14 protein-coding genes and 1 pseudogene are annotated in these 20,496 nt (G+C 50.1%); 8 read left to right on the plus strand and 7 right to left on the minus strand.

The features are described from left to right. Positions 1 to 96: 96 nt before the first annotated feature. Positions 97 to 1,023: a ketopantoate reductase family protein gene (locus tag K3T82_RS45070; protein WP_220199996.1), complete on the plus strand. Its 927-nt coding sequence runs from the start codon at positions 97 to 99 to the stop codon at positions 1,021 to 1,023. Between the two features lie 89 nt (positions 1,024 to 1,112). On the opposite strand, the gene K3T82_RS45075 is transcribed toward K3T82_RS45070, so the two are convergent. Continuing rightward, positions 1,113 to 2,651, minus strand: coding sequence for an MFS transporter (locus tag K3T82_RS45075; RefSeq protein WP_220199997.1), 1,539 nt, complete (start codon positions 2,649 to 2,651; stop codon positions 1,113 to 1,115). A gap of 97 nt (positions 2,652 to 2,748) precedes the next feature. Beyond that, positions 2,749 to 3,150 (minus strand): hotdog fold thioesterase, encoded by a 402-nt coding sequence (locus K3T82_RS45080; protein ID WP_220199998.1) that lies wholly within the window; start codon positions 3,148 to 3,150, stop codon positions 2,749 to 2,751. A 280-nt stretch (positions 3,151 to 3,430) separates the two neighbouring features. On the opposite strand from K3T82_RS45080, the gene K3T82_RS45085 reads away from it, so the two are divergent. Continuing rightward, the gene (locus K3T82_RS45085; protein ID WP_220199999.1) at positions 3,431 to 4,009 is read left to right on the plus strand and encodes a CGNR zinc finger domain-containing protein; all 579 of its coding nucleotides are present in this window, start codon (positions 3,431 to 3,433) and stop codon (positions 4,007 to 4,009) included. A gap of 111 nt (positions 4,010 to 4,120) precedes the next feature. On the opposite strand, the gene fxsT is transcribed toward K3T82_RS45085, so the two are convergent. After that, the gene (fxsT, locus tag K3T82_RS45090) at positions 4,121 to 6,667 is read right to left on the minus strand and encodes an FxSxx-COOH system tetratricopeptide repeat protein (protein ID WP_220200000.1); all 2,547 of its coding nucleotides are present in this window, start codon (positions 6,665 to 6,667) and stop codon (positions 4,121 to 4,123) included. A 399-nt stretch (positions 6,668 to 7,066) separates the two neighbouring features. Between fxsT and K3T82_RS45095 the strand changes: the two genes are divergently transcribed. From K3T82_RS45095 to K3T82_RS45120, 5 genes and pseudogenes are all read left to right on the plus strand, one after another. Then, a complete protein-coding gene (locus K3T82_RS45095; protein WP_236031938.1) occupies positions 7,067 to 8,764 on the plus strand; it encodes a serine/threonine protein kinase in 1,698 nt (565 codons plus the stop codon). Next, positions 8,757 to 10,348, plus strand: a pseudogene (locus tag K3T82_RS45105) (serine/threonine-protein kinase). Before K3T82_RS45095 ends, K3T82_RS45105 begins: the two are co-directional and overlap by 8 nt. 30 nt (positions 10,349 to 10,378) lie before the next feature. Next, positions 10,379 to 11,974 (plus strand): serine/threonine-protein kinase, encoded by a 1,596-nt coding sequence (locus K3T82_RS45110; protein ID WP_220200003.1) that lies wholly within the window; start codon positions 10,379 to 10,381, stop codon positions 11,972 to 11,974. Further along, a complete protein-coding gene (locus K3T82_RS45115) occupies positions 11,967 to 12,887 on the plus strand; it encodes a hypothetical protein (protein WP_220200004.1) in 921 nt (306 codons plus the stop codon). The genes K3T82_RS45110 and K3T82_RS45115 overlap by 8 nt, the downstream gene beginning before the upstream one ends. A 312-nt stretch (positions 12,888 to 13,199) precedes the next feature. Then, entirely contained in the window at positions 13,200 to 14,189 is a 990-nt protein-coding gene (locus tag K3T82_RS45120; RefSeq protein ID WP_220200005.1) for a hypothetical protein, read from the plus strand. Positions 14,190 to 14,274: 85 nt separating this feature from the next. Here K3T82_RS45120 and K3T82_RS45125 read toward each other — a convergent pair whose 3' ends face one another. The 4 genes from K3T82_RS45125 to K3T82_RS45140 form a co-directional block, all read right to left on the minus strand. After that, positions 14,275 to 15,198 (minus strand): ABC transporter permease, encoded by a 924-nt coding sequence (locus K3T82_RS45125; protein WP_220200006.1) that lies wholly within the window; start codon positions 15,196 to 15,198, stop codon positions 14,275 to 14,277. Positions 15,199 to 15,236: 38 nt separating this feature from the next. Continuing rightward, positions 15,237 to 16,187, minus strand: a complete 951-nt coding sequence (locus K3T82_RS45130) for an ABC transporter permease (protein WP_236031934.1) — start codon at positions 16,185 to 16,187, stop codon at positions 15,237 to 15,239. A 116-nt stretch (positions 16,188 to 16,303) separates the two neighbouring features. Next, positions 16,304 to 17,878, minus strand: a complete 1,575-nt coding sequence (locus K3T82_RS45135; protein WP_220200007.1) for an ABC transporter substrate-binding protein — start codon at positions 17,876 to 17,878, stop codon at positions 16,304 to 16,306. A gap of 470 nt (positions 17,879 to 18,348) precedes the next feature. Beyond that, on the minus strand, positions 18,349 to 19,341 hold the full coding sequence (locus K3T82_RS45140) for an LLM class flavin-dependent oxidoreductase (RefSeq protein WP_220200008.1): 993 nt from the start codon (positions 19,339 to 19,341) through the stop codon (positions 18,349 to 18,351). Positions 19,342 to 19,537: 196 nt separating this feature from the next. On the opposite strand from K3T82_RS45140, the gene K3T82_RS45145 reads away from it, so the two are divergent. After that, a complete protein-coding gene (locus K3T82_RS45145; protein WP_220200009.1) occupies positions 19,538 to 20,383 on the plus strand; it encodes a helix-turn-helix transcriptional regulator in 846 nt (281 codons plus the stop codon). Positions 20,384 to 20,496: the final 113 nt, after the last annotated feature.

Consider the following 20,496-nt stretch of genomic DNA (forward strand, 5'->3'; position numbering starts at 1 on the left):
TATCATTTGTTACGCTCTTTTCGCAACGGCGCGAGCCAACGCGCCGCTTTTTGGTGACTATTGCAAGCAGAAAAAGAGAAAGGAAGTAAACGAAATATGGATATTCTCGTCTATGGGGCAGGTGTTATTGGCAGTGTGTATGCCGTCAAACTTCAGGAGGCGGGACACAATGTCTCGCTACTGGCGCGGGGGCAACGAGCAGCGTCATTGCGCGCCCATGGTATTCAACTTCAGGATGCATCAACTGGGCGAAGGTCAACAACCAGAGTTTCTGTTGTTGAACATCTGGCTTCAACTGATAGTTATGATGTTGTCCTTGTGACTGTACGACTCGACCAGATTCATTCAATCTTGCCAATCCTTGCCGCCAATCATCAGGTCCCCACGCTATTGTTTATGCTCAACAATCCCTCTGGCATGGGGCTATTTGAGCAGCTTGATCAGCAGCGCGTTGTTCCCGGCTTTCCAGCCGTTGGCGGCTTCCGCGAAGGTGATGTCGTGCGCTATATCACCCTTCGCCAGATACCAACGATGCTGGGAGAGGCTGATGGCAGTGTGACGCCACGCCTTCGCCAACTCGCGACAATATTCAAGCAGGCAGGCTTCACTGTGGGGCTGAATTCCGATATGCAAACATGGTTAAAAACCCATGCGATCATGGACATGGGCATCATCGCGGCTGTCATGATGACGGGGAAAAAGAGCGCACAGCTTGCGCGGTCGCGGAGCAATGTTGTGATGCTCGTTCAGGCCATTCGCGAAGGGCTGTTGGCCCTGCGAGCACTGGGTATATCCCTGACGCCCTTCAGCCTGACCCTATTCTTTCTCTGGCTTCCTCGCTGGCTCACTGTCATCTTCATCCAATCCCTGTTGCGCACGCGTATTTCCGTACTTGGGATTGATGCGCATCTTGGTGACGATATTGAAGAGATACGCCAAATGACGCGGGAGATCATGGGGCAACTACGCTCCTCGCCTCTCACCACGCCGACTCTGGATCGTCTGATGATGGCTTTAGATTGACAAAACACCAGGCCTCGCCTCTCACAACTAGCAATTCTTTCTCCTCTTCTTTCCTATATGCATGGAGATGCGTTTGCTCTGGTAATTCTTTACCGTACAAATTCGCTTTCTGAGGAAATGGGGAGGTGGGGCTTCTGTTCCTGGATAGGGGTAGTGATCCCTTTTTTACGTGCTTGAATGCGCATGAGAAAGATCAGGATTGCTGCCCCACAACAGAGGAGGAGACAGGCAAGCGCGATCAGTTTAAAACCATCAATAATATTGCTTTCGAGCAGGAGCCGATTTACCCCCTGACCAAGCACATGAAACTGCTCGGCCGCTGTCCGGCTAGCCCCAAGAGACGTTGGAATGGTGGTATTGACATAAAAAAGATACACTTGGCTCAGGACCGCGACCCCAAAGGCTGTACCAATATTACGAACCATCCCGATTGTGCCAGATGCCAGCCCTGATAACTTTTTGGGAACGGCATTCATGACAGTGAGTGTGGCACATGACATAAACACAGGAATAGCTAGACCACGCATGAGAAACGCTGGCAGAAAACCACTTATGTAGGTACTCTGGGAAGAGAGCACGACCATGACAAAGAGAAAGCTGAGTCCATTCAGTAGTAACGCCAGAATCAGGAAGATATCTAACCATGCTTTGGCTCGTTGCGCGAGGATTCCAGCCAGCGGGGTGAGTATGACAATCAGGCCAGTCGCAGGTAAGAACGCCAGACCTCCCTGTAATGGGGTGAAATTCCAGGTATTTTGTAGAAACAGGCTCCAGTATGGTTGCGAGCCAAAGAGGGCCGCTGAAAAGAAGAAGAAACCCAGGCAGCCCATGACGAACGGGGGATTGCGAAACAGCGTCAGGTCAATGAGCGGCCAGCGGACCCGCCGTTCGATAACGACGAAGAGCCCCAGCAGAATGATTCCGAGCAGGATACATCCAATGACCACCTTATTAGTCCACCCCTCATCACCTGCCTGGGTAAAGCCAAAGAGCAGGAAGAGCAAGCCGCTGGAGAGAAGCAGCAGGCCAGGCCAGTCCACTGGCACCCTCTCATTTGCCTCACGTTCCTCGGGGACAAAGAGGACTGTCAGAATGAGGGCAAGGATGCCAAGAGGAATATTTACTAAGAAGATCCAGCGCCAGTTTTCCCCTTGCACTAGCAAACCGCCGAGGACTGGACCGGCAATGAGCCCCAGTCCGGCGACGCCACCATTGATGCCAATCGCCAGGCCGTGTTCATGCGGAGGGAAGGCGCGGATAATGATCGCAAGCGTACCTGGTGTCATAATTGCCGCGCCAATGCCCTGGATGACGCGAAAGATAATCAAGGCTTCAATCGTTGACGCCAGACCGCAAGCCAGAGAGGCCCCCGTGAAAATCGCCAACCCGGCCAGATAGACCGCTCGCTGTCCCCATAAATCGCCGAGGCGACCGATTCCCATTGGCAGGATACCTATCATGAGCACATAGCCAGAAATAGTCCAGGAGACAGTGCTCAGCGGGGTATGAAAATCGTGTCCAATGGTTGGAAGGGCAACATTAACAATAAATAGATCTATATTGAGCATCAGTAGCCCAAAACAGGCGGCGACCAGGGTCATCCATTTGGATGGCGATTGTTGTTTCATGGAAATCTCCAGATAAATTGCGCTGGCGTGTGCTGATCCAACTTATTTGTATCAGCCAGTTGAACGCCAGCGACTTGGTGTCCAGGATTGTTTTGATTTATTTCGTTGTGCCACCAGTATGACTGGCGATCACAGCCAGGGTACAACGTGAAACACAGATCAGTTTCTGCTGTTCATTGTGAATCTCAATTGTCCAGACCTGAGAGGTGCGCCCAATATGTGCGGGAAGCGCTGTCGCAGTGAGCAACCCCTCCCGGACAGGACGGAGATGATTGGCATTTATCTCCTGTCCAAAGGCAAGCATTCCTGGCGGGCAATTCAAGTATGCTCCAACGGTTGCCGCTGTCTCAGCAAGCGAGACACTTGCTCCACCATGTAAATAGCCCCAGGGTTGGTGATGCTGAACTGTAACAGGCATTGTCATCACGACCCGTTCAGGAGTCGCTTCCTGAATCTGCATCTGTAGCGTCTGTCCTAAACCTTGTACCTGCGTTTCCATCTCTCTCCTTTTGGCTTTGATAGCAACAAAATGCTCAGAGGAGCTGTTGTCGTAGGAATACGTCCCATTTGTGCCAGTATATCGCAAAATAAAATCACCAGTCAATGTGTTTTAATAGTAACTATGGTATTTCAGTACGATTTAGTGTTGGGTGAGACATTATTATCCCACTAAAGGTATGTTGAAATACAAAAAAGATACTAGTTTTGCTTTATTCTCACTTGAAAGTTACTATCATATGCACTATACTGGTGACAATTCGTGGAGAGGAGAAACAAGGATGACAACCAGACAGGAAGGGCAATACAAAGCAGTACCAGAGTCGCTTGCCGTGGTTCAGGCTCTCGTAAATACCCAGTATGGGCAAGGACGATACGCGCATACTGAGCTGACAAGTCCAGAGCAACTCCGTGCCTGGCTGGTGGGCTATGGCTTGCTAAAGGAGGGGGAACCAGTCTCTGAAGGAGATTTGCGGCGTGTCTTACAGTTACGAGAAGCCCTTCGCAGCCTTCTGCGTGCCAATGTTGAAAAGGAAGTACTCACATCTCCAATCGGGGTATTGAATCATCTTGCCAGTGCTGCCCCACTGAAGGTTCGTTTTCATGATGATGGTCGGGGAACGCTCGAACCGGATATTGCCGGAGTAGATGGCGCACTGGCGAGCCTGATCGGTGAGGTGTTTACCGCTATGATAAATGGTACCTGGGGGAGGCTGAAAGTCTGCCGCTATGAGCGCTGCCAGAAGGCATTCTATGATACCTCCAAAAATCGCTCTGGTGTCTGGTGCTCGATGGCCCGGTGTGGGAGTCGCCAGAAGGCGCGTGCCTATCGACACCGAAGTAGAGTTGCTCAGGATTGATACAAGGTGCCATCCGTGCATATCTCTGCCTGATGAAATGATACTCAATGCGAACTGCCCTTGCTGAATAGATAGAGGTGGTCAGGAGAGGAAGCGCGCTTCTCACCGCTTTTATGGAAGCTTTGGATGCCACGATGATGCTTGCTCCTGTCCCATCTGAGCATACAGTTCCTGGGTCATCACCGTTTGCGGATGGCTTTCTCCCAGGCATTGTATACGAATCTGAAGTGCTTGTTCTGCAAGGCGCTTCCCCTTACTCACCTCGCCTTGCAGTTGAGAACATACTGCAAAGTCATGCAATGTTTGCGCCGTCTCGGGATGCTGATGCCCAAGTTGCTGCCCTCGAATCTGCAAGGTGCGTTGGTAGTGTGATTCCGCTTCTCTATATTTGCCCTGGTCTCGCTGAAGATTGGCCCAGCCATTAAGTGTCTCAGCCACCAAAGGATGGGCAGAACCAAACACTTGCACGCGAATCCGTAAGGCACGTTGGTAGTGTGATTCCGCCTCTGCATCCCTTCTCTGTTCTCGAAAGAGATCAGCCATGTTACTCAGGATAGTCGCGACATCAGGATGATTCATGCCCAAAACCTGCTCCCGAATATGCAAGGAGCGGAGATAGAGAGGTTCTGCCTCGTTGTGTCTTTTTAGCGTTCGATACAATCCACCCAGATTATTGAGTGGATAGGTATTGTACAGATGGTCTGAGCCGAGAGCTTGCTCACACATGCGTAAGGAGCGTAAGCAGAGTGGTTCCGCCTTCTCATAATTGCCCAGGCTCCAATAAGTTAGAGCAAGATGGTTGAGTAAATCGCTCCCCAGCAGATTCATTGGATTGGGGGTCTGCTCCCAGATGCGCAACGCGCGCAATAAAAGTGGTTTGGCCTCTGCGTATCGCCCTTGCTTCCAATAGAGTAGCGCAAGGTCATTAAGCGTAATGATAAAGTCCTCTTGGTCCAGACCAGAAGCTTGTTCTCGAATGCGTAACGCCCGCGATAAGAGTGGTTCCTCTTCCGTATATCGACCCTGAATCCAGTAGAGACTCGCGAGGTCTTTGAGCGAGGCTCCAACCAGGGGATGATCTGAAGCAAGGGCATGCTCACGAATCTGCAACGCGCGCAATAAGAGCGGTTCCTCTTGTGCATATTGGCCGCGTTGATGAAGATATTGACAGGCTTTGCTTACCAGAGAGGCCAGCACAAGAGATCCTTCATTGTCATTACTTCGATGAAAACAGAGGAGCACATGGGCTATGAGACGCTCACATTGCTTTCTCCAGATGGTATGATCCTTTGTTGGCAGCAACTCAGGAAAGAGGGCATTGAGTTCAGGAAAGACGGCATCGAGAGCATGAGACACGCGCATCGTCCATTCTTCCCGCTCCGCCTGCGTCATAGTATCAAGCAGGACCGCCTGTACAAGGCGATGCATTGAAAACGTTTGTGTTTCGCCCTGGCGTGAGAGCAACGAGTAGGAGCAGGCGAGAGCAACAATCTGATTCCAGCTCAACGCGTCATGGACCACACCAATCAACGAGTTCCCGAGATGCTTTGCTTCTTGTCGGAAGAGCTCTTCGGGGATAGCCTCGGATTCCAACAAAGCACACACGTACAAGAGGTCTCGCACCGCAGGATGCCGCTGAGTGGTCGCTGTAATCGCGAGCGTGAAGGTGGTCGTGACAGATGCTGGATGCATTCCCTCTCCTCGTTGTTGCAACAAGGCTGCTTGCTGACTCTGAAAGAGTTCAAGATATGCTGGTAGACCACATTGTGTCTCTTCCACGTAGGCACCAGCCTGATCGAGCGCTAGCGGCAATGCTCCCGTAGCCTTTACCAGTTGTATGGCTGCCATATACTGGGCAGGTTGATTCATAGCTACCTGTTGTAGCTGCTCGCTGGTTGCCTGGGCTGGCAGGACTCGAGCACGCCTCAAGAGCAGAAGCGCTCCCTCCTCTTCCTCCATTGGCGCGAGATGCATCCCCACCGCGCGCGATCCAAGAACATGCAGTTGCGTCGTGAGTAAAACTACTCCTTGCCTTACGGATGGGAGAAAGTGATCCAATACGGCGAGATCGTCCACATTATCACAGATAAGCAGCCAGTTATCATGAGTATGGAGCCAGCGTGTCATCGCGGTTATCAGAAGTTGAGAATCCTTCTCATTCTGCTCTGGTAATTCGAGCGTGTCAGCGATGTGTCGCATACTGGATAAAATGCTCTCAGTAGTCTCGCTGCTAATCCAAAAGACGGCATGATATTCAGGAGCGTATCGATAGGCATACTCCAACACAATTTGGGTCTTTCCGATCCCGCTCAGCCCTTGCAAAGCATAGATTCTGGAGAAAGAGGCATTTTTATTAGCATAAACAGTCTTGTGAAGAGTTTCAAGTAGGTCCTCGCGACCCGTGAAGAAAGGATTGTGAGGATAGGGGATACACCAGAGGGGTTGAGGTGAGGTGACCTGCTCCTGTTCATCGAAGAGTTCCTGGGGAGAGATATCAAAGAACTGACAGATCTGGAGCCGAATTGAGGCCTGAGGCAGTGCCTGTCCTCGTTCCCATCTACGAATACTTCGGGCTGAAAGGGTCAGCGCATCCGCTAGCGCCTCCTGTGAGAGATGACGGCGCAGGCGTTCCTCACGCAAACGGTGTCCAAAATGCATGGATATTGCTTCTTCCTCCTGAAGATCCCGACTGACATCCTTGTTCAAGAAAGAATAATTACAAATATAGTATAAACGAAGTGGATTGGTAGGTAAAGCGTTCAGTCTCTCTTTTTACGTGAATTTCCTATCACACTCTCAGCCGCGTGTAATCACAATTAGTTTGCTATTGCATAAAGGTTATTACAATTGAAATAGGGAAAATAGTTGTATATAAAGCTTTTCGAGCGAAGTGTCCTTAAAGTGTCCGCTCCCTGTCCTGGTAGCATTGCCTTTTTTCTCGTACACTACCACATACAGGGAAATAGCACTACTAAATATATATTGAATAATTTTAAAAAAAGTGAGATTAATGCAAATGCCTTATATCTCAAGAGAAGAAGGGATAGAGTGTATATTATGGTAGGGCTTGCTGGTCAGTATATTGATCAATATCACCTTATGCACCTGATAGAGGAGCGTGCTACAAGTGATGTGTACCTTGCGCAGCTTCAACAGCAAACAACACCAGTTGCCATCTACCTGTTTCATAGTCGTATTGAAAATGAGGAGACGCGCGAGCAGTTTCGGACAGAGATTGAACCACTACTACGTCTAAAGCATCCTCATTTGTTATCAATGTATAGTTTTGGCGAGAAAGAACACATCCCCTACCTGATTGCTGCGACGTTCTCAGGAGAATCACTCCTTCACCATTATCCTCTGGGAAGCAACGTCCCGCTTCACACAGTGGTCGATGTGATCGGCCAGGCTGCTAGCGCGCTCCAGTATATGCATGAGTGCGGTCTGGTCTATCGTGATATACGACCTGATCAGATATGGATTGATGCGAACAATACAGTGGTGCTTCGCCCACCGGAACTCACATCGCTCACCATGACCACGCAATATCAAGAGCAGGATGATCTGATTGATCTGATTGCGTATTTAGCACCTGAACAGCGCCAGGGGCGTGCCGAACCCGCAAGCGATCAATATTCCCTGGCTGTCGTTGCGTATGAACTATTAAGTGGTCATTTACCCTTCCAGGGATCATTTCTAGAGATCATCAAGCAGCAGGAGCGCATTCCGCCCTCTCTGTATCCGGAGACTCCGTCCCTCCCACCTGCGATAGATGCGGTGTTTGCGCGAGCGCTTAGTCACGATCCAGCGTCACGCTTCCCTTCTTTGCTGAGTTTTGTTGTGGCACTGCAAGATGTCGCCGATGACAGGGAGAGTCAGGAAATAGTCTCTGGTTTGAGCCAGCAGGAGCAAGCCAGGGTGAAGGCTACTCCAGAGTATGATCCAACAGCGCAGCCTCACCAGTCAAATGTAGATGCGTCTGGCTCAGAAAAGCCAATGGTTCTGCCCATTATACAAGGCTCTTTTCAGCGTCGGGATCTGCGGCGCGCCGGACTCTACTGTGCTATCGTTGTGCTCTTACAAGCTTTTGCACACTTGATGCTATATGTGGGCCTACAGGACTTCGTGACGGGGATAGCTACTTCATCCGATATAATGACATTATCAAACCTGTTAAATGAGTTCGCAGGAACTATGATCGCCTTTCAGCTTATCACAGCTATTCTCTCCTTTCCCACAAGTTACCTGACCGGCCCTGTGTTTGGAGCATGGCGCGGAGCGATTATCAATCTGATTTATTACACTAGTTCAATGCTTGGGCTGCTCGTTGTGGTTCTTTTGCTTGGCTCTTATCGGGGCGCTTCAGAGCCCACAAATGTTGCCCCCGGCACCATCCAGTTCTATTTGAAACTGGGCTCCCCCCTTCAGATTATTCTTCCTTACCTGGTCTCACTCCTAGGATCGATAGCCTTTGCCTTTGTGGTTGGCTCCATCTATGAGCGTCGGAAGAAGCGCAATCTGCTCATTTCCTGGGGCATCTATTCACTTGCGGCCTTTGCCATGATTCTCTGGTCGAATGTGGCCTTTGCCCTCATCTCGCCACTTCTAGGAGATTACCAAAAACTCACCATCAAAGCGATAAGCCAGACACCCTGGATCTCACTTCTTATTGTGCCACCTTTGATGGTGGGCCTGGAAGCGATTGTCCAGTCATACATACTTAGGCGTCGGCAGAGGCAGGCTCAGGATGGATAAGCCGCTGAAGGATCTACCAGATCTGCATACCTTCCATTTTGTGCAACACATAGGGAAAGGTGGTTTTGCGGATGTCTACCTTGCCAGGCATAAGCATCTTGATATGCTGGTCGCGATCAAGCTCCTGCATAGTCGCCTGGAGAATCAGGAAGCACTCGAGAGCTTTCGTCAGGAAGCACGCCTGGTTGCACAGCTTGAGCATCCCCATATTGTACGTGTACTTGACTTCGGGATGGTAGAGCACACTCCCTACCTGGTTATGAACTATGCATCGGGGGGACCCTGAGGCGACACATACCCAAGGGGCTCAACGTACCATTAGCGCAGGTGGTAGAGTATGTCAGCCAGATTGCGGATGCGCTTCATTTCGCACACCTTCATCATGTTGTCCATCGTGATGTAAAACCAGAAAATATTCTCTTTGGGCGTCATGGAGAACTACTCTTGAGCGATTTTGGAATTGCGATCATGGTGCGAGATCTCTCGCCTAAAGGGCAGCATGTTGCGGGTACGGCAGCGTATATGGCACCTGAACAGGTTCAGCGACAACCAGTGCCAGCAAGCGATCAGTATGCGTTAGCTGTTATGGCTTACGAGTGGCTATGTGGAGAACGACCATTTCGGGGATCATCAGCGCAGGTGATGTTACAGCATCTTACTGCCTTGCCACCCGCGTTTCCTCATATACTTGTTCTACCTTCTGGAGTAGAGCGTGTCATACATAAAGCATTGGCGAAAGATCCCGAGGCGCGTTTCGCCTCAGTGCTGGAGTTCTCGCAAGCCCTCCGCGCAGCGAGTGGTCTGTCTGTTTCTACCCCGGTTACCATATCAGATATCACACTGCCAAATCAGGTGGACGCGAATCTGGAAACAACCATCTCAGACGTGGACGTCGCCGCTTTGCAAGATGTCTCCATGCCCTCATCGAGCAAGAATAAGTTGGAGCGTATTGTTCTCTTTCCACTTCGACGAGGGCCATTTGAGCGAAGAGGTACGCTCATATTTCTGATAGCCAGTGCCTTTCCGCTCTTGCTTCTGCTCCCTACGTTGATTGGAAATGGAGCACTTACTTCCTATATGAACGAGAATCAGTTGCCATCCCTGAGTTTTCTTACATGGCAACTGCTGATTGGGCCGATAGTGGGAAGCAAGCGCGCGCCACTGGTGGTCGCCTTCGTCTATATGTTTGTTTTGGTACCACTGCTAGTTCAAGGGCGTGTTGCCATCTTTGCGGCTCTAGGGGCGACATTGGCGCAGATGATTATTGCTGCAGGCGCGGGAATCTGGCAGGAGCGCCAAAAAAGCTATCATTTTCTATCATCACTGCTACTTGCCCTCGTAAGCATAGCGCTATCAACCTTGTCTCATTCATTCATGTTTCAACAACCGTTGTTTTGTCCATTTATTAGCATATCAGCCTCACAGCCAGCATCTTATACATTTATACCGATCCTGGCAGTATTGCTAGCCTCGAGCATGGAGTGGATAGTCTTTCTTTGCGTGCCCTCTTTACGGCGCTTGCCGCAGTCACCAGAGACGACTCAACAGCCGCGACGTGGCATTCATGACCTGCGAACACAATGACCACAAAGGCTTACATCGAGAGAGGGGTACATGGTCAACTATAAAGATCACCTTGGAAATTACCGCCTGCTCAAACAATTAGGTGAGAGTAAACTCGCGCGTGTTTATCTGGCAGAACATATCCATCTGGATACACAGGCCGTGATTAAAGTACTGCACACTCAGGGCGCGAGTGATGAATACAAAGAACTTTTCAAGCAAGAGGCTCATATTCTGGCCCACCTGGATCATCCACACATTTTGCGCATATTTAACTTTGATTTTGATCAGGGAGAGCCATTCCTGGTCATGTCCTATGCGCCGGGAGGATCGCTTCAGGAGCGTCATCCACCTGGAAGCCGTGTACCCCTTTCCCAGGTGAACGCGTATGTTCAACAGGTCGCAGCGGCTTTGCAGTATGCGCATGAACAAAATATCATCCACCGGAATGTTAAACCCAGGAATCTGTTAGTAGGCGCGCATGGCGAAATCCTTTTAACCGATTTTAGTATCGCCACACAAGGGAGGAACATACATGGTGGGATTGTGGGTACGCCACTCTATGCGGCACCTGAGCAGATGTATCGGCAAGCGGTAGCCGCAAGCGATCAGTACGCTCTTGGTATTATCGTCTATGGGTGGTTAAGTGGGCATGCTCCCTTTCAAGGTACCTTCGCGGAGATCCTCTCTCAGCACGTGAATGCCCCTGTTCCTTCACTTCGTCAGCAGGCAGAGTTCTCATCAGCCGTTGAGCAGGTGATATTGAGAGCCCTGGAGAAGCAGCCAGAACAGCGCTTCCCATCATTGCAGGCATTTGCGAGGGCATTTCAGAACGCCATCGATCAGCCAGTACCTGTCGTATTAACGCCTGGCGATAACAGAGAATACGAGCCATCTTCGTTAGTGCAGGCAGAGAGGGTTGAATATAAGCCAGAATACGAGCCAGATGAGGAAGAGGATGAGTGGGAAGATGAATCACCCTATCTCCCTCTTTGTTATGGGGCCCCATATTGGTCGGATTTACTGATTATTCCCGGCTATATTCTGGCCCTTCCGCTCCTCATTCTGCTGGCCTATATCTTGAGCCCACCAACCTTTTCGCATACAGGCGCGCTAAGTGGTTTGGATAGTTCTATCGTTGTCTTTGTGATGCTTTTGTGGGTATTTATTGGCCTTTGGATGTTATTGGCTGGTGCTATCCTGGGCTGGTGGCGGGGCAGCTGCGCCTTGTTTCTTACAGGACTATTACTCTACTTTTTGTATCCTCAGGCATCTGGCCCCATTCTGCTACTCACAAGTACTGGACTTCTCTGTGCCTACATCAGTGGCGTGTTATTGGAACGTCGACGGCAACGTAGTTTCCTGACCAGTTGGGGCGTGCTGAGCCTGGCTTTTATCCTTTCCTCATCATGGATGATGTTTTTCTTTGAAATCCTGGGAGGCCCCTTTCTCTCCCCTTCACAATCACTAGGGGAAGGTAGCTGGATGTTTTTAAATGGGCCTGCTGCAAGCATCGCACTATCTGCCATCGACTGTATGCATTGTCTGGGTGGTGCCCTCTTCCTGGCTCCCCTGATCGCCGGAATTGAGGCAGGCATAGTGCAGTTTGACACATATAAAAAAGGAAGAACAAGAGATAATGAGTAGTCTATCATCGACTATGGGTATACAATTTGACGCATCGCAACGTTGGAAAAATTTGAGTCTCCTCTGGTCCATTGTGCAGGTCATTTTCTTCGGCGTGACTGTATTGATTGCATTACTCGCAGTAAATTTCAATCCACAGTTGCTTCCTGAACGAGCACAAATAGAGCTTTATGTCCTGGTCATTGTCATTCCTATACTTTTGCTTCTAAGTATTGTTCAGGCACAAACGTCATATCACCAGGGAGCCTCACGCCGCCAGCAGATTCTCACCGGTGAGTGGCGGGAACAGGCGGCATTTCAGCCCTCATTCCAGCAACAAAATGCTCAGCTAACAGCTCCGATAACACTCAAAATACGCATTAATCGAGGGCCGATCATCATAAATGTCGCTCTTATTCTTCTCTGTTTTAGTGGCATCCTACTCTTACTCTGGTCCATGTATTCTATGTGGGCCTCGTACCTGGAGCGCTATGGCACAACAGCCACAAGCGCGGCTCTGGATGCCTGGCTCTTCTATGTGTTTCTTGCCGCCATCTGGTGGATAGCCTGGATAACGCTGGGTTTCCTTGTCAACTTGAGATTACGACGTTGGCTCTGCCCAGAGCTTGAAGCAATGGAGGAAGGCTTGATTGCCTGGTATCCAGGCCAGGAGGTGATGATACCGTGGAACAATATCCGCTACTTCGCGCTTGTCAAACGGCATAAAGCCTCTTCAGATCCTAAAGATTGGACTTATGAGGTCAGCGATGGTGAGAAGAGTATTCGCTGGCAACAGCCCTATATAGCCAAGCGTCTGTATCCGCTTTGTGTTCCAGAGCTTCCACAAGTCCAATATGAGCAGGAATTTGCCAGGCTCCTCGCACTCATTGTCGCAAAGACGGGCCAGCCACTACTTGATATGCATCTGAAATAGTTCGCTGCCATCGACTATCAAATCCATTACATAGTGTGCTAATAGACTGCAATTCCATTGATATGTTGCCTGACAGGAAAGAGGAAGATAATATCCTCTTTCCTGTCAGGCAACATATTTCTGTGTAGACGTAATATCCCGTAATCTAAGAAATGTTAGAAGTGACGTCTATCTATTACATCGATGGATTCTATAGCATCTGACTGATTCAAGAGGTGACGATACTAATAATTTTACTTTGTCTTGCTTGGGAAATTGATATGTCCAGGAATTAACGTTTTCAGCCTGGACGTTAGCTATCAAGGAGGCCGTATGCCCCGTGATATGTTAATGCGGTTCCATCAAAAAAGAAGTCTTTTCTTACTCTTTGGTATCCTCGTGCTCATTTTAGGGGCTCTTGCTTCCTGTAGTGATGGAGATGAAGGTAATTTGGGATTCACACCTCCAACCAGCCAGCCTACCTCCCCAACGAAGAGGGTGGGATTAACGCCTGATCCAAGTCATCATACATTTACTGTCACATGGACACCAGAAAACCTGAAAGATGTAAGCCTCGATATTCGGCCAATCATTCCTCCTAAACAGCTTGATGAGTATCCAAGTTCTTACATCGATGTAACAGCTAAATTCAAGGGTGAGATTGTTTTTAAAACAGATGATCCTTACTATCAGTGCTTTGAGGCGTTGGCTATTTCAGGTGCTGGCATTCTTATTTTCGAAGCAGACCCAGCAGCCGCGACGGTGGCTGGGCCACTCTTTCTTGTCGCTTATAACAAGTGTGGCCCATTATTACTGGGAGAAAATCACAGAGGCTCACATTTAGGGATGATCACAGGTCCAACCATTGCCAAAAGCAGAAGTGATTATGTTGTTTTATACGAGTTTAAAGGGACCCCTCAAACTTCTGGTGAGCCGCATCTTGTCTTTCCTGATGCTCATGAAGAGTACACTCAGACTCCTCTTTCAAAATTTGTTGGTAACTGGGTCAATGTTGATACCACCACAAAAAGCTGGAATCTAGTGGAACTCAACGAACGTGATGGCTCTCTTCTCGCCAGTTTCATTTCAAGCCCCTCCTGTGTTATCCCACCATGCGATGCAAGCTTTGCTACCGCAATGTATCAGGGAAACCCGGCTCAGATGCATACAGACGAGACGTTTGGGACACGGGATTTTACACTCACGCTCTCTGGCGATAAATTACATATTACTACTGTCACACACTTTACCGATAATTCTGGTAGAGCTGACTTTACGACAGAAGATGACTTCTCTCGTGGCGGGAGCACAAGAGATGGATAAGGACAAATCCAGTTTCCACGGCATATGGCTTATGCCGTGGAAACTGGATTTGTCTGGAGATGTTCAGGAGAGTGTGGCGTAAAATCTAGCTCTTCGTAGTGGCTGTCTCGGAAACCTGTGTTTGCGTTCTGGGATCAAGCTGATCGCGTACCGCGTCTCCAAAGAGATTCAGGCTGACCAGCACAACAATAATCGTCAGGGCCGGACCAACCATCATCCAGGGATTGGTCCGAAGGTACTGTTGTGCGTCATTGACCATCGCGCCCCATTCTGGGGTTGGAGGTTGGACTCCTAAACCCAGGAAACTTAGCACTGATTCATCGAGAATTGCGAACGAGATCGAGATGGTTGCCTGGACGAGCAGGGGACTGAAGATGTTCGGTAGGATGTGACGCCACAAAATCTTCCATGTCGGCGTTCCGCTGACATGTGCGGCGGCGACATAGTCCTGGGCCGCGATCTGTAAAGTCTGCCCTCGCGCGATCCGTGCATAAATGGGAATGCGTACCACGGCAAGCGCGATGATCAGGTTGATGATACTCGGCCCTAAGGCCGCGACCAGAGCCAGAGCCAGGACCAGCGATGGAAACGCGAGCAATGCGTCTACTATCATGGAGATGATCTGATCGATCCAGCCTCTACTATAGGCCGCGATAATCCCTAATAGCGTGCCACATATCCCACCCAATAGAATCGTAATCGCCGCCACTGAGAGCGAAATGCGTGTGCCAAAGATAATACGGCTAAGTTGATCGCGCCCAAGGGCATCGGTTCCCAACCAGTGAGCGGCACTCGGCCCCTCAGCGGCATGGGTAGGATTGTAGAGCGTTGGCGGATAAGGGCTAATCAAGGGGGCAGCGATGGCGGCGAGCACAAAGGCGATGAGTATGGCTCCACACCACCAGCGCGGATCGTGTGCGAACGCCTTCCTGGCTTGTATAAAGCGTTTGCGGGCCTTCTCATTGGCTTCTAGCGCCAGATTATTCTCCAGGTTTGTTGATGCGCTCATGCGATTCTCCCAGTTTTTCAAATAGAGAGGTATGTCGATTACGGGGCATCGAAGCCTATGCGAGGATCAAGAATGGCATAAAAGATATCGACGAGCAAATTCGCGGCCATATATGAAAGCGCCGAGAGCAGCACAACCCCCTGTACCACTGGATAATCCTTGGAGAGGATGCTTGTGACCGTGAGCTGCCCGATACCGGGCCAGAGGAAGACGGTCTCGATGGCGAATGTACCGGCTAGCACAGCCCCTACTTGCAGCCCAACGATGGTGAGGACTGGGATGATGGCGTTGCGTAACGCATGTGAGTAGAGCACAGTTCGCTCACGTAAGCCTTTGGCGCGTGCGGTACGTACATAGTCCTGATTGAGAGCTTCAATCATACTCGCCCGGATCTGGCGCATATTGACCGCGACGGAACCCATTCCCAGCGTCACCATAGGCAGAACAAGATCGCGGAGATTGATGAGAGGGCGCTCGGTAAAAGGTGTATATCCTCCTGGCGGGAAGATGCGCAGGTTGACCGTGAAGAAGAGCAACAGCAGTAAGCCTAAGACAAAGCCCGGCGTCGCGGTACCGAGCAGGCTTACGACGTTCACTAGCCAGTCTATCCAGGTATTGCGGTGTGTCGCGGCATAGACACCCAACGGGAATGCCAGTATTAATGAGAAGAGCAGCGCGCTTACTCCTAACTCCGCGCTGGCGGGTAAGCGCTGCCAGATGGCCTGGAGCACTGGTTGCTGGAGTTGAATAGATTGCCCAAGATTGCCATGTAAAGCTTGCCAGAACCACAATCCAAATTGCTCGGGGAGCGACTTATCCAACCCCAACTGCTTGTGAAGTTCCGCTATAGTCTGGGGGGTCGCTTCCTCACCAAGTAAGAGACGCGCCGGGTCGCCAGGCACAAGATGAATCGTCATAAACGTCATGAAACTGACGAGTAAAGCTACTGGAATGATAAACAGCAAACGTCGCGCGATATATTGAGGCACTTTATCCCCCTTCGGCCATATGTACACAGACAAGATAGCTATTTAAAACCCTTTGCCACCTACCGGACCTGATCCGGTAGGTGGCAAGTTCAACCTGACTAGAGCGAACCTTCCTCCTACTGGGAAAGGTAGACACTGGTAAACATCATGATGCCCGTGGGTAAAATAGCAAAATCTTTCACGCTGGCCGTTGTGGCCTGGATCGACACACCGTGATTGATAAACACATACGAGGCATCCTGCAAGATTTGTTGCTGTGCCTGCTGATAGGCTGTCGCCCGTTCTTTCTGATCGTTAGAGGTGCGTGCTTTTTCCAGCAGGGTATCGACCTGTGGGCTCGAATACTGCATATTGTTATTGCCACCGCCGGTATGGAAGTAGGAGTAGAGGTTTCCATCTGGATCTGGACGTCCACTCCACCCAATGAGGGCCGCCTGGAAGTTATGTGCGTCGGTATCACTGAGGACTGTCGCGAAGGTCTCCTGCTTAATATTCATCGTAATACCAGCCGCTTGCAGTTCCGATTGGATAAACTGTGCTTCCTGTGTATTCAAAGGAGAACCACTGGGAACGAGCATGGTAAAGGTAAGGCTACCACCAATCTGAGCCAACTCGGCTTTCGCTTTGTTAACATCGTAGGTATAAGGCTTGAAATTCTTATCATAGGCCCAACTCGTAGGGGGGATAGGCCCACTGGCGAGAACACCATTTCCCTTTAGCACACTATCGAGTATCTCCTGACGATTGACGCCCCATTCGACGGCCCTGCGCGCGGCTGGATTGTTAAAGGGAGCCATCTTGGTATTGAGCATAAAGCCGAAGAAGCTCAGTGCCGCAGCCTGCTTATAGACGAGATCGGGATTCGATTTAGCCGAGGGGACGTCATTTGGGTCGAGCGTATCGGTAGCATTGATCGTCCCGGTTTGCAGATTGGAGTATCGCAAACTTCCATTTGTAATGGGACGATAACGAATCGAGTTCAGATAGGGAAGTGCTTGCCCCTGGCTATCCTTGAGCCAATAGCCTGTATTCTTCTTGATGGTGAGATGATCACCTTTGATCCATTCACCAAAGGCAAATGCCCCACTCCCCGCCTTCGCTGGCGCGTTACCCAGGTTATCTCCCAGGCTCTTAACTGCCGCTGGGGATAAGATCATGCCTGCACGATCTGAAAGCGTCGCGAGCAAAGGCGAGAAAGGTTGTTTGAGGTGGAAGAGAACGTGAGAGGTATCCTGAGCTTCCACTTTCTCGACACTGGATAATTCGCTATAACGCGGAGAAGACTGGGTAGATAGAATGCGTTCAATGTTAAATACAACGGCGTCTGCGTTCAAGGGGGTGCCATCCTGGAATTTTACATCGGTGCGCAAGGTGAATACCAGTTGCGTTGGTGAGGTATATGACCAGGAGGTCGCGAGGTCAGGGACAATCTCGTTTTGGGCATTGACCTGGACAAGCGTATCATACATATTGAGCATGACCTGCCGGTCAACCAGGGCTGTTGATTTCAGGGGATCGAGTGTTACCACGTCCGCATTTAAGCCAACGCCTAAATCACCACCCAGTTTTGCGCCAGATGATTGGGCGTTGTCCTCACCACATGCTGTCATGAGAAGAGAGAGTATGATGAAGAGAGCGATGAAAGGAATAAATAAGCGCCTGTGCTCCCTTCCCGAAACGTTGTGGGTCATGAAACTGGTCCCTCCGTTTCAAAGCTAACGATGTGGAACAAAGCTGGCAAATGTGTTGTACATGCGTGAAGCCGCACTCAGAGAAATGAGGTGAGATGGGTTTTTCCTGGTGCTTACCTCCTTATCAGGCACAAAATAGGGTAGCTAATGCACTTCGCTTGCTAGAACGATATACTGTAGGGCTATCCTTTGTCAAGCTCTTGCATATTGGTGCGTTATTACAGGTTTATACTGCTGTAGTAGAGCTTGTGTGCATTAGCCGGACAAAGAAAGAGAATAAACAAGACATCTAAGCAGATGTGAAGCGTCTCTGCCTCGATAGGTAACAGTCTGGTATCCACGGAAGTGGTCTTACGCTGTAAAGCCACTTCCGTGGTGGATATGCATTGAGGCCGGGGTGCAGCCCGGTTTGAGATAGGCAAGAAGAACCCATAGAAAGGTTCAAATGGTGCGTTCACCTGCCAAGTCTGCTAAAGGGAACCAATTACATTGAGCAATTGTTTTCGCTCCGTTGCCTCGTCCGCAATGGGTATGGCTAAGAGCAGCAATTCATCCAGACCACTCGCTAATAGTTCGCGTATCTGCTCCTGCACTGTCACTTCATTGCCAATGATCACAAGTGCCTGCGCCAGCGCTTTCAATGCTGCCTCATCGCCATGCACAGCGGAAGCCCAACCAGCTTGTGCAAACATGCGTGCGTGCGCGCTCGCATGCACCAACTGCTGTATTAATTGACTCACTGCTGCACTCACCGCTGCTTCATCCTGACTTATCGCGACCGGCAAACACGCGATGACAGGAGGGGCCGGGCGCGACTTTTTCTCGGCTCCGGCTCGTAAGACTGGCAGAGCCTGGTCCAGCAAATAGGGTGCAGGACAGAACGAAGCCAGCGCGCCATCAGCTATCTCTCCCGCAAGTTGGAACGCCTTCAAGCCCAGTGTTGAGATCAGCAAGGGCGTTGGAGCAGAGCGTGGTAAGGTATCCTCCACCTGGAAAACCTCGCCCTGGTAGTTGATCTTTCCCTCCCATAACACACCGCGTAGCACCTCAAGGTATTCTTTGAGATAACTCAGGGGTGCTTTCTGCGCCAAACCATATCGGTTCTGAAGAAACAATGGATTGCCGGAACCAACCCCTAACCGCAAACGTTCTGGGGCGATATCGTATATTGCGAGCGCCTGCTGTGCCATGACCATGGGATGGCGTGTATAGGCAGGCACAATTGCAGTTCCCAGTGTGATGCTTTCTGTCTGCGTGGCGGCAATCGCCAGAACGGTCAAGACGTCCGCGAAGCCTGCTCCTCCCATTGCCATCCAGGCTTGTTGGATGCCTGCGTGCTCTGCTTCGCGGATTCTAAGAATGGCTTCTGTCGTATCTCTTGCTTGAATGAGTACGCCAACACGATGACGAAGAGAATGTGCGGATAGTGACGACGACTGGCTCAAAGCATCTTGCTGTTGCATAGTGTGTCCTCCTGATAGCATCTATTCCAATAGTTTGTGCGCAGTTCATTTGTACATAGAACTGTGCAGTGATAGTATGAAGCGGTGCCTCTACTTTAACCAGGAGTCTGTTGTATCATATGTCTGGAGAGACATAGGCTATCAATGGTCATGTCATCTGGTGCACACCGACGAGACAATTAAGGTTGAGGAAGCTATGAGAGAAAGAGTCAAGCGCCGCGCGGGACTGGCCGATTTTTTACAAAATCGGCGTGCACGTCTGCAACCAGAACAGTTTGAGCTTCCAGCGTTTCAGCGTCGACGAACGCGTGGGTTGAGACGAGAAGAATTGGCCCAATTGGTTGGCGTGGGCGTTTCCTGGTATACCTGGCTTGAGCAAGGCCGGGATATTCAGGTCTCCGACCAGGTGTTGGAGCGCCTTGCCTCCATCCTACAACTAAATAAAGAGGAACGCCTCCATCTGTTTCATCTGGCGCAGAGTTCGTTACCAGCCATTGCTAGACTGGATATTCTAAAGCAACGACCTGTTGCTGCTGCTCAAGCGATTCTTGATGGCTTTATCTATCCGGTCAGACTTTTTGATGAGCGCTTAAATATAGTGGGGTGGAATGAGATTGCGAACCGCATCTTTGGCGACTACCCCAGCCGTCCCATACGAGAACGTAATGCCCCCTGGTTTCTTTTTATGCATCCATCTTCACGAAGTTTTCATGTCAACTGGGAACACGATGCGCGGAGGTGCCTTGCCTCATTACATGCGAGGTATGATCGTTATCCCGATGATCGATGGTTAAATGAGCTGATTACTGAGTTGCAACAAGACAGCCCGGAGTTTCGTGCCTGGTGGCCTGAACATGAGATCATTCTGGATTGTGGTAGCTTCTTTGAAGTCAATCATCCACAGGTTGGGCGTCTTACCTTTCATCAAACGCTCTTTCCAATGCCGGAGCAACCAGAACTGCAAATGGTTGTCTATACACCACTGGCTCAGGAAGATACCCCAACCAAATTAAAAGCATTAATGACAGAAGTGAGGCAATGATATCATGATGCTATGGTGACGCAATTCATCAAATTGCGGCAGTACTTCCCGAAGCCTTCATTCAAAATAGCGTTGGTACACGCTTTGAACTCTAAAAACAAGTCAGAGAGAAC

Origin of the sequence: Ktedonospora formicarum (genome assembly GCF_016587355.1) — a bacterium.
Classification (GTDB): Bacteria; Chloroflexota; Ktedonobacteria; order Ktedonobacterales; family Ktedonobacteraceae; genus Ktedonobacter; species Ktedonobacter formicarum.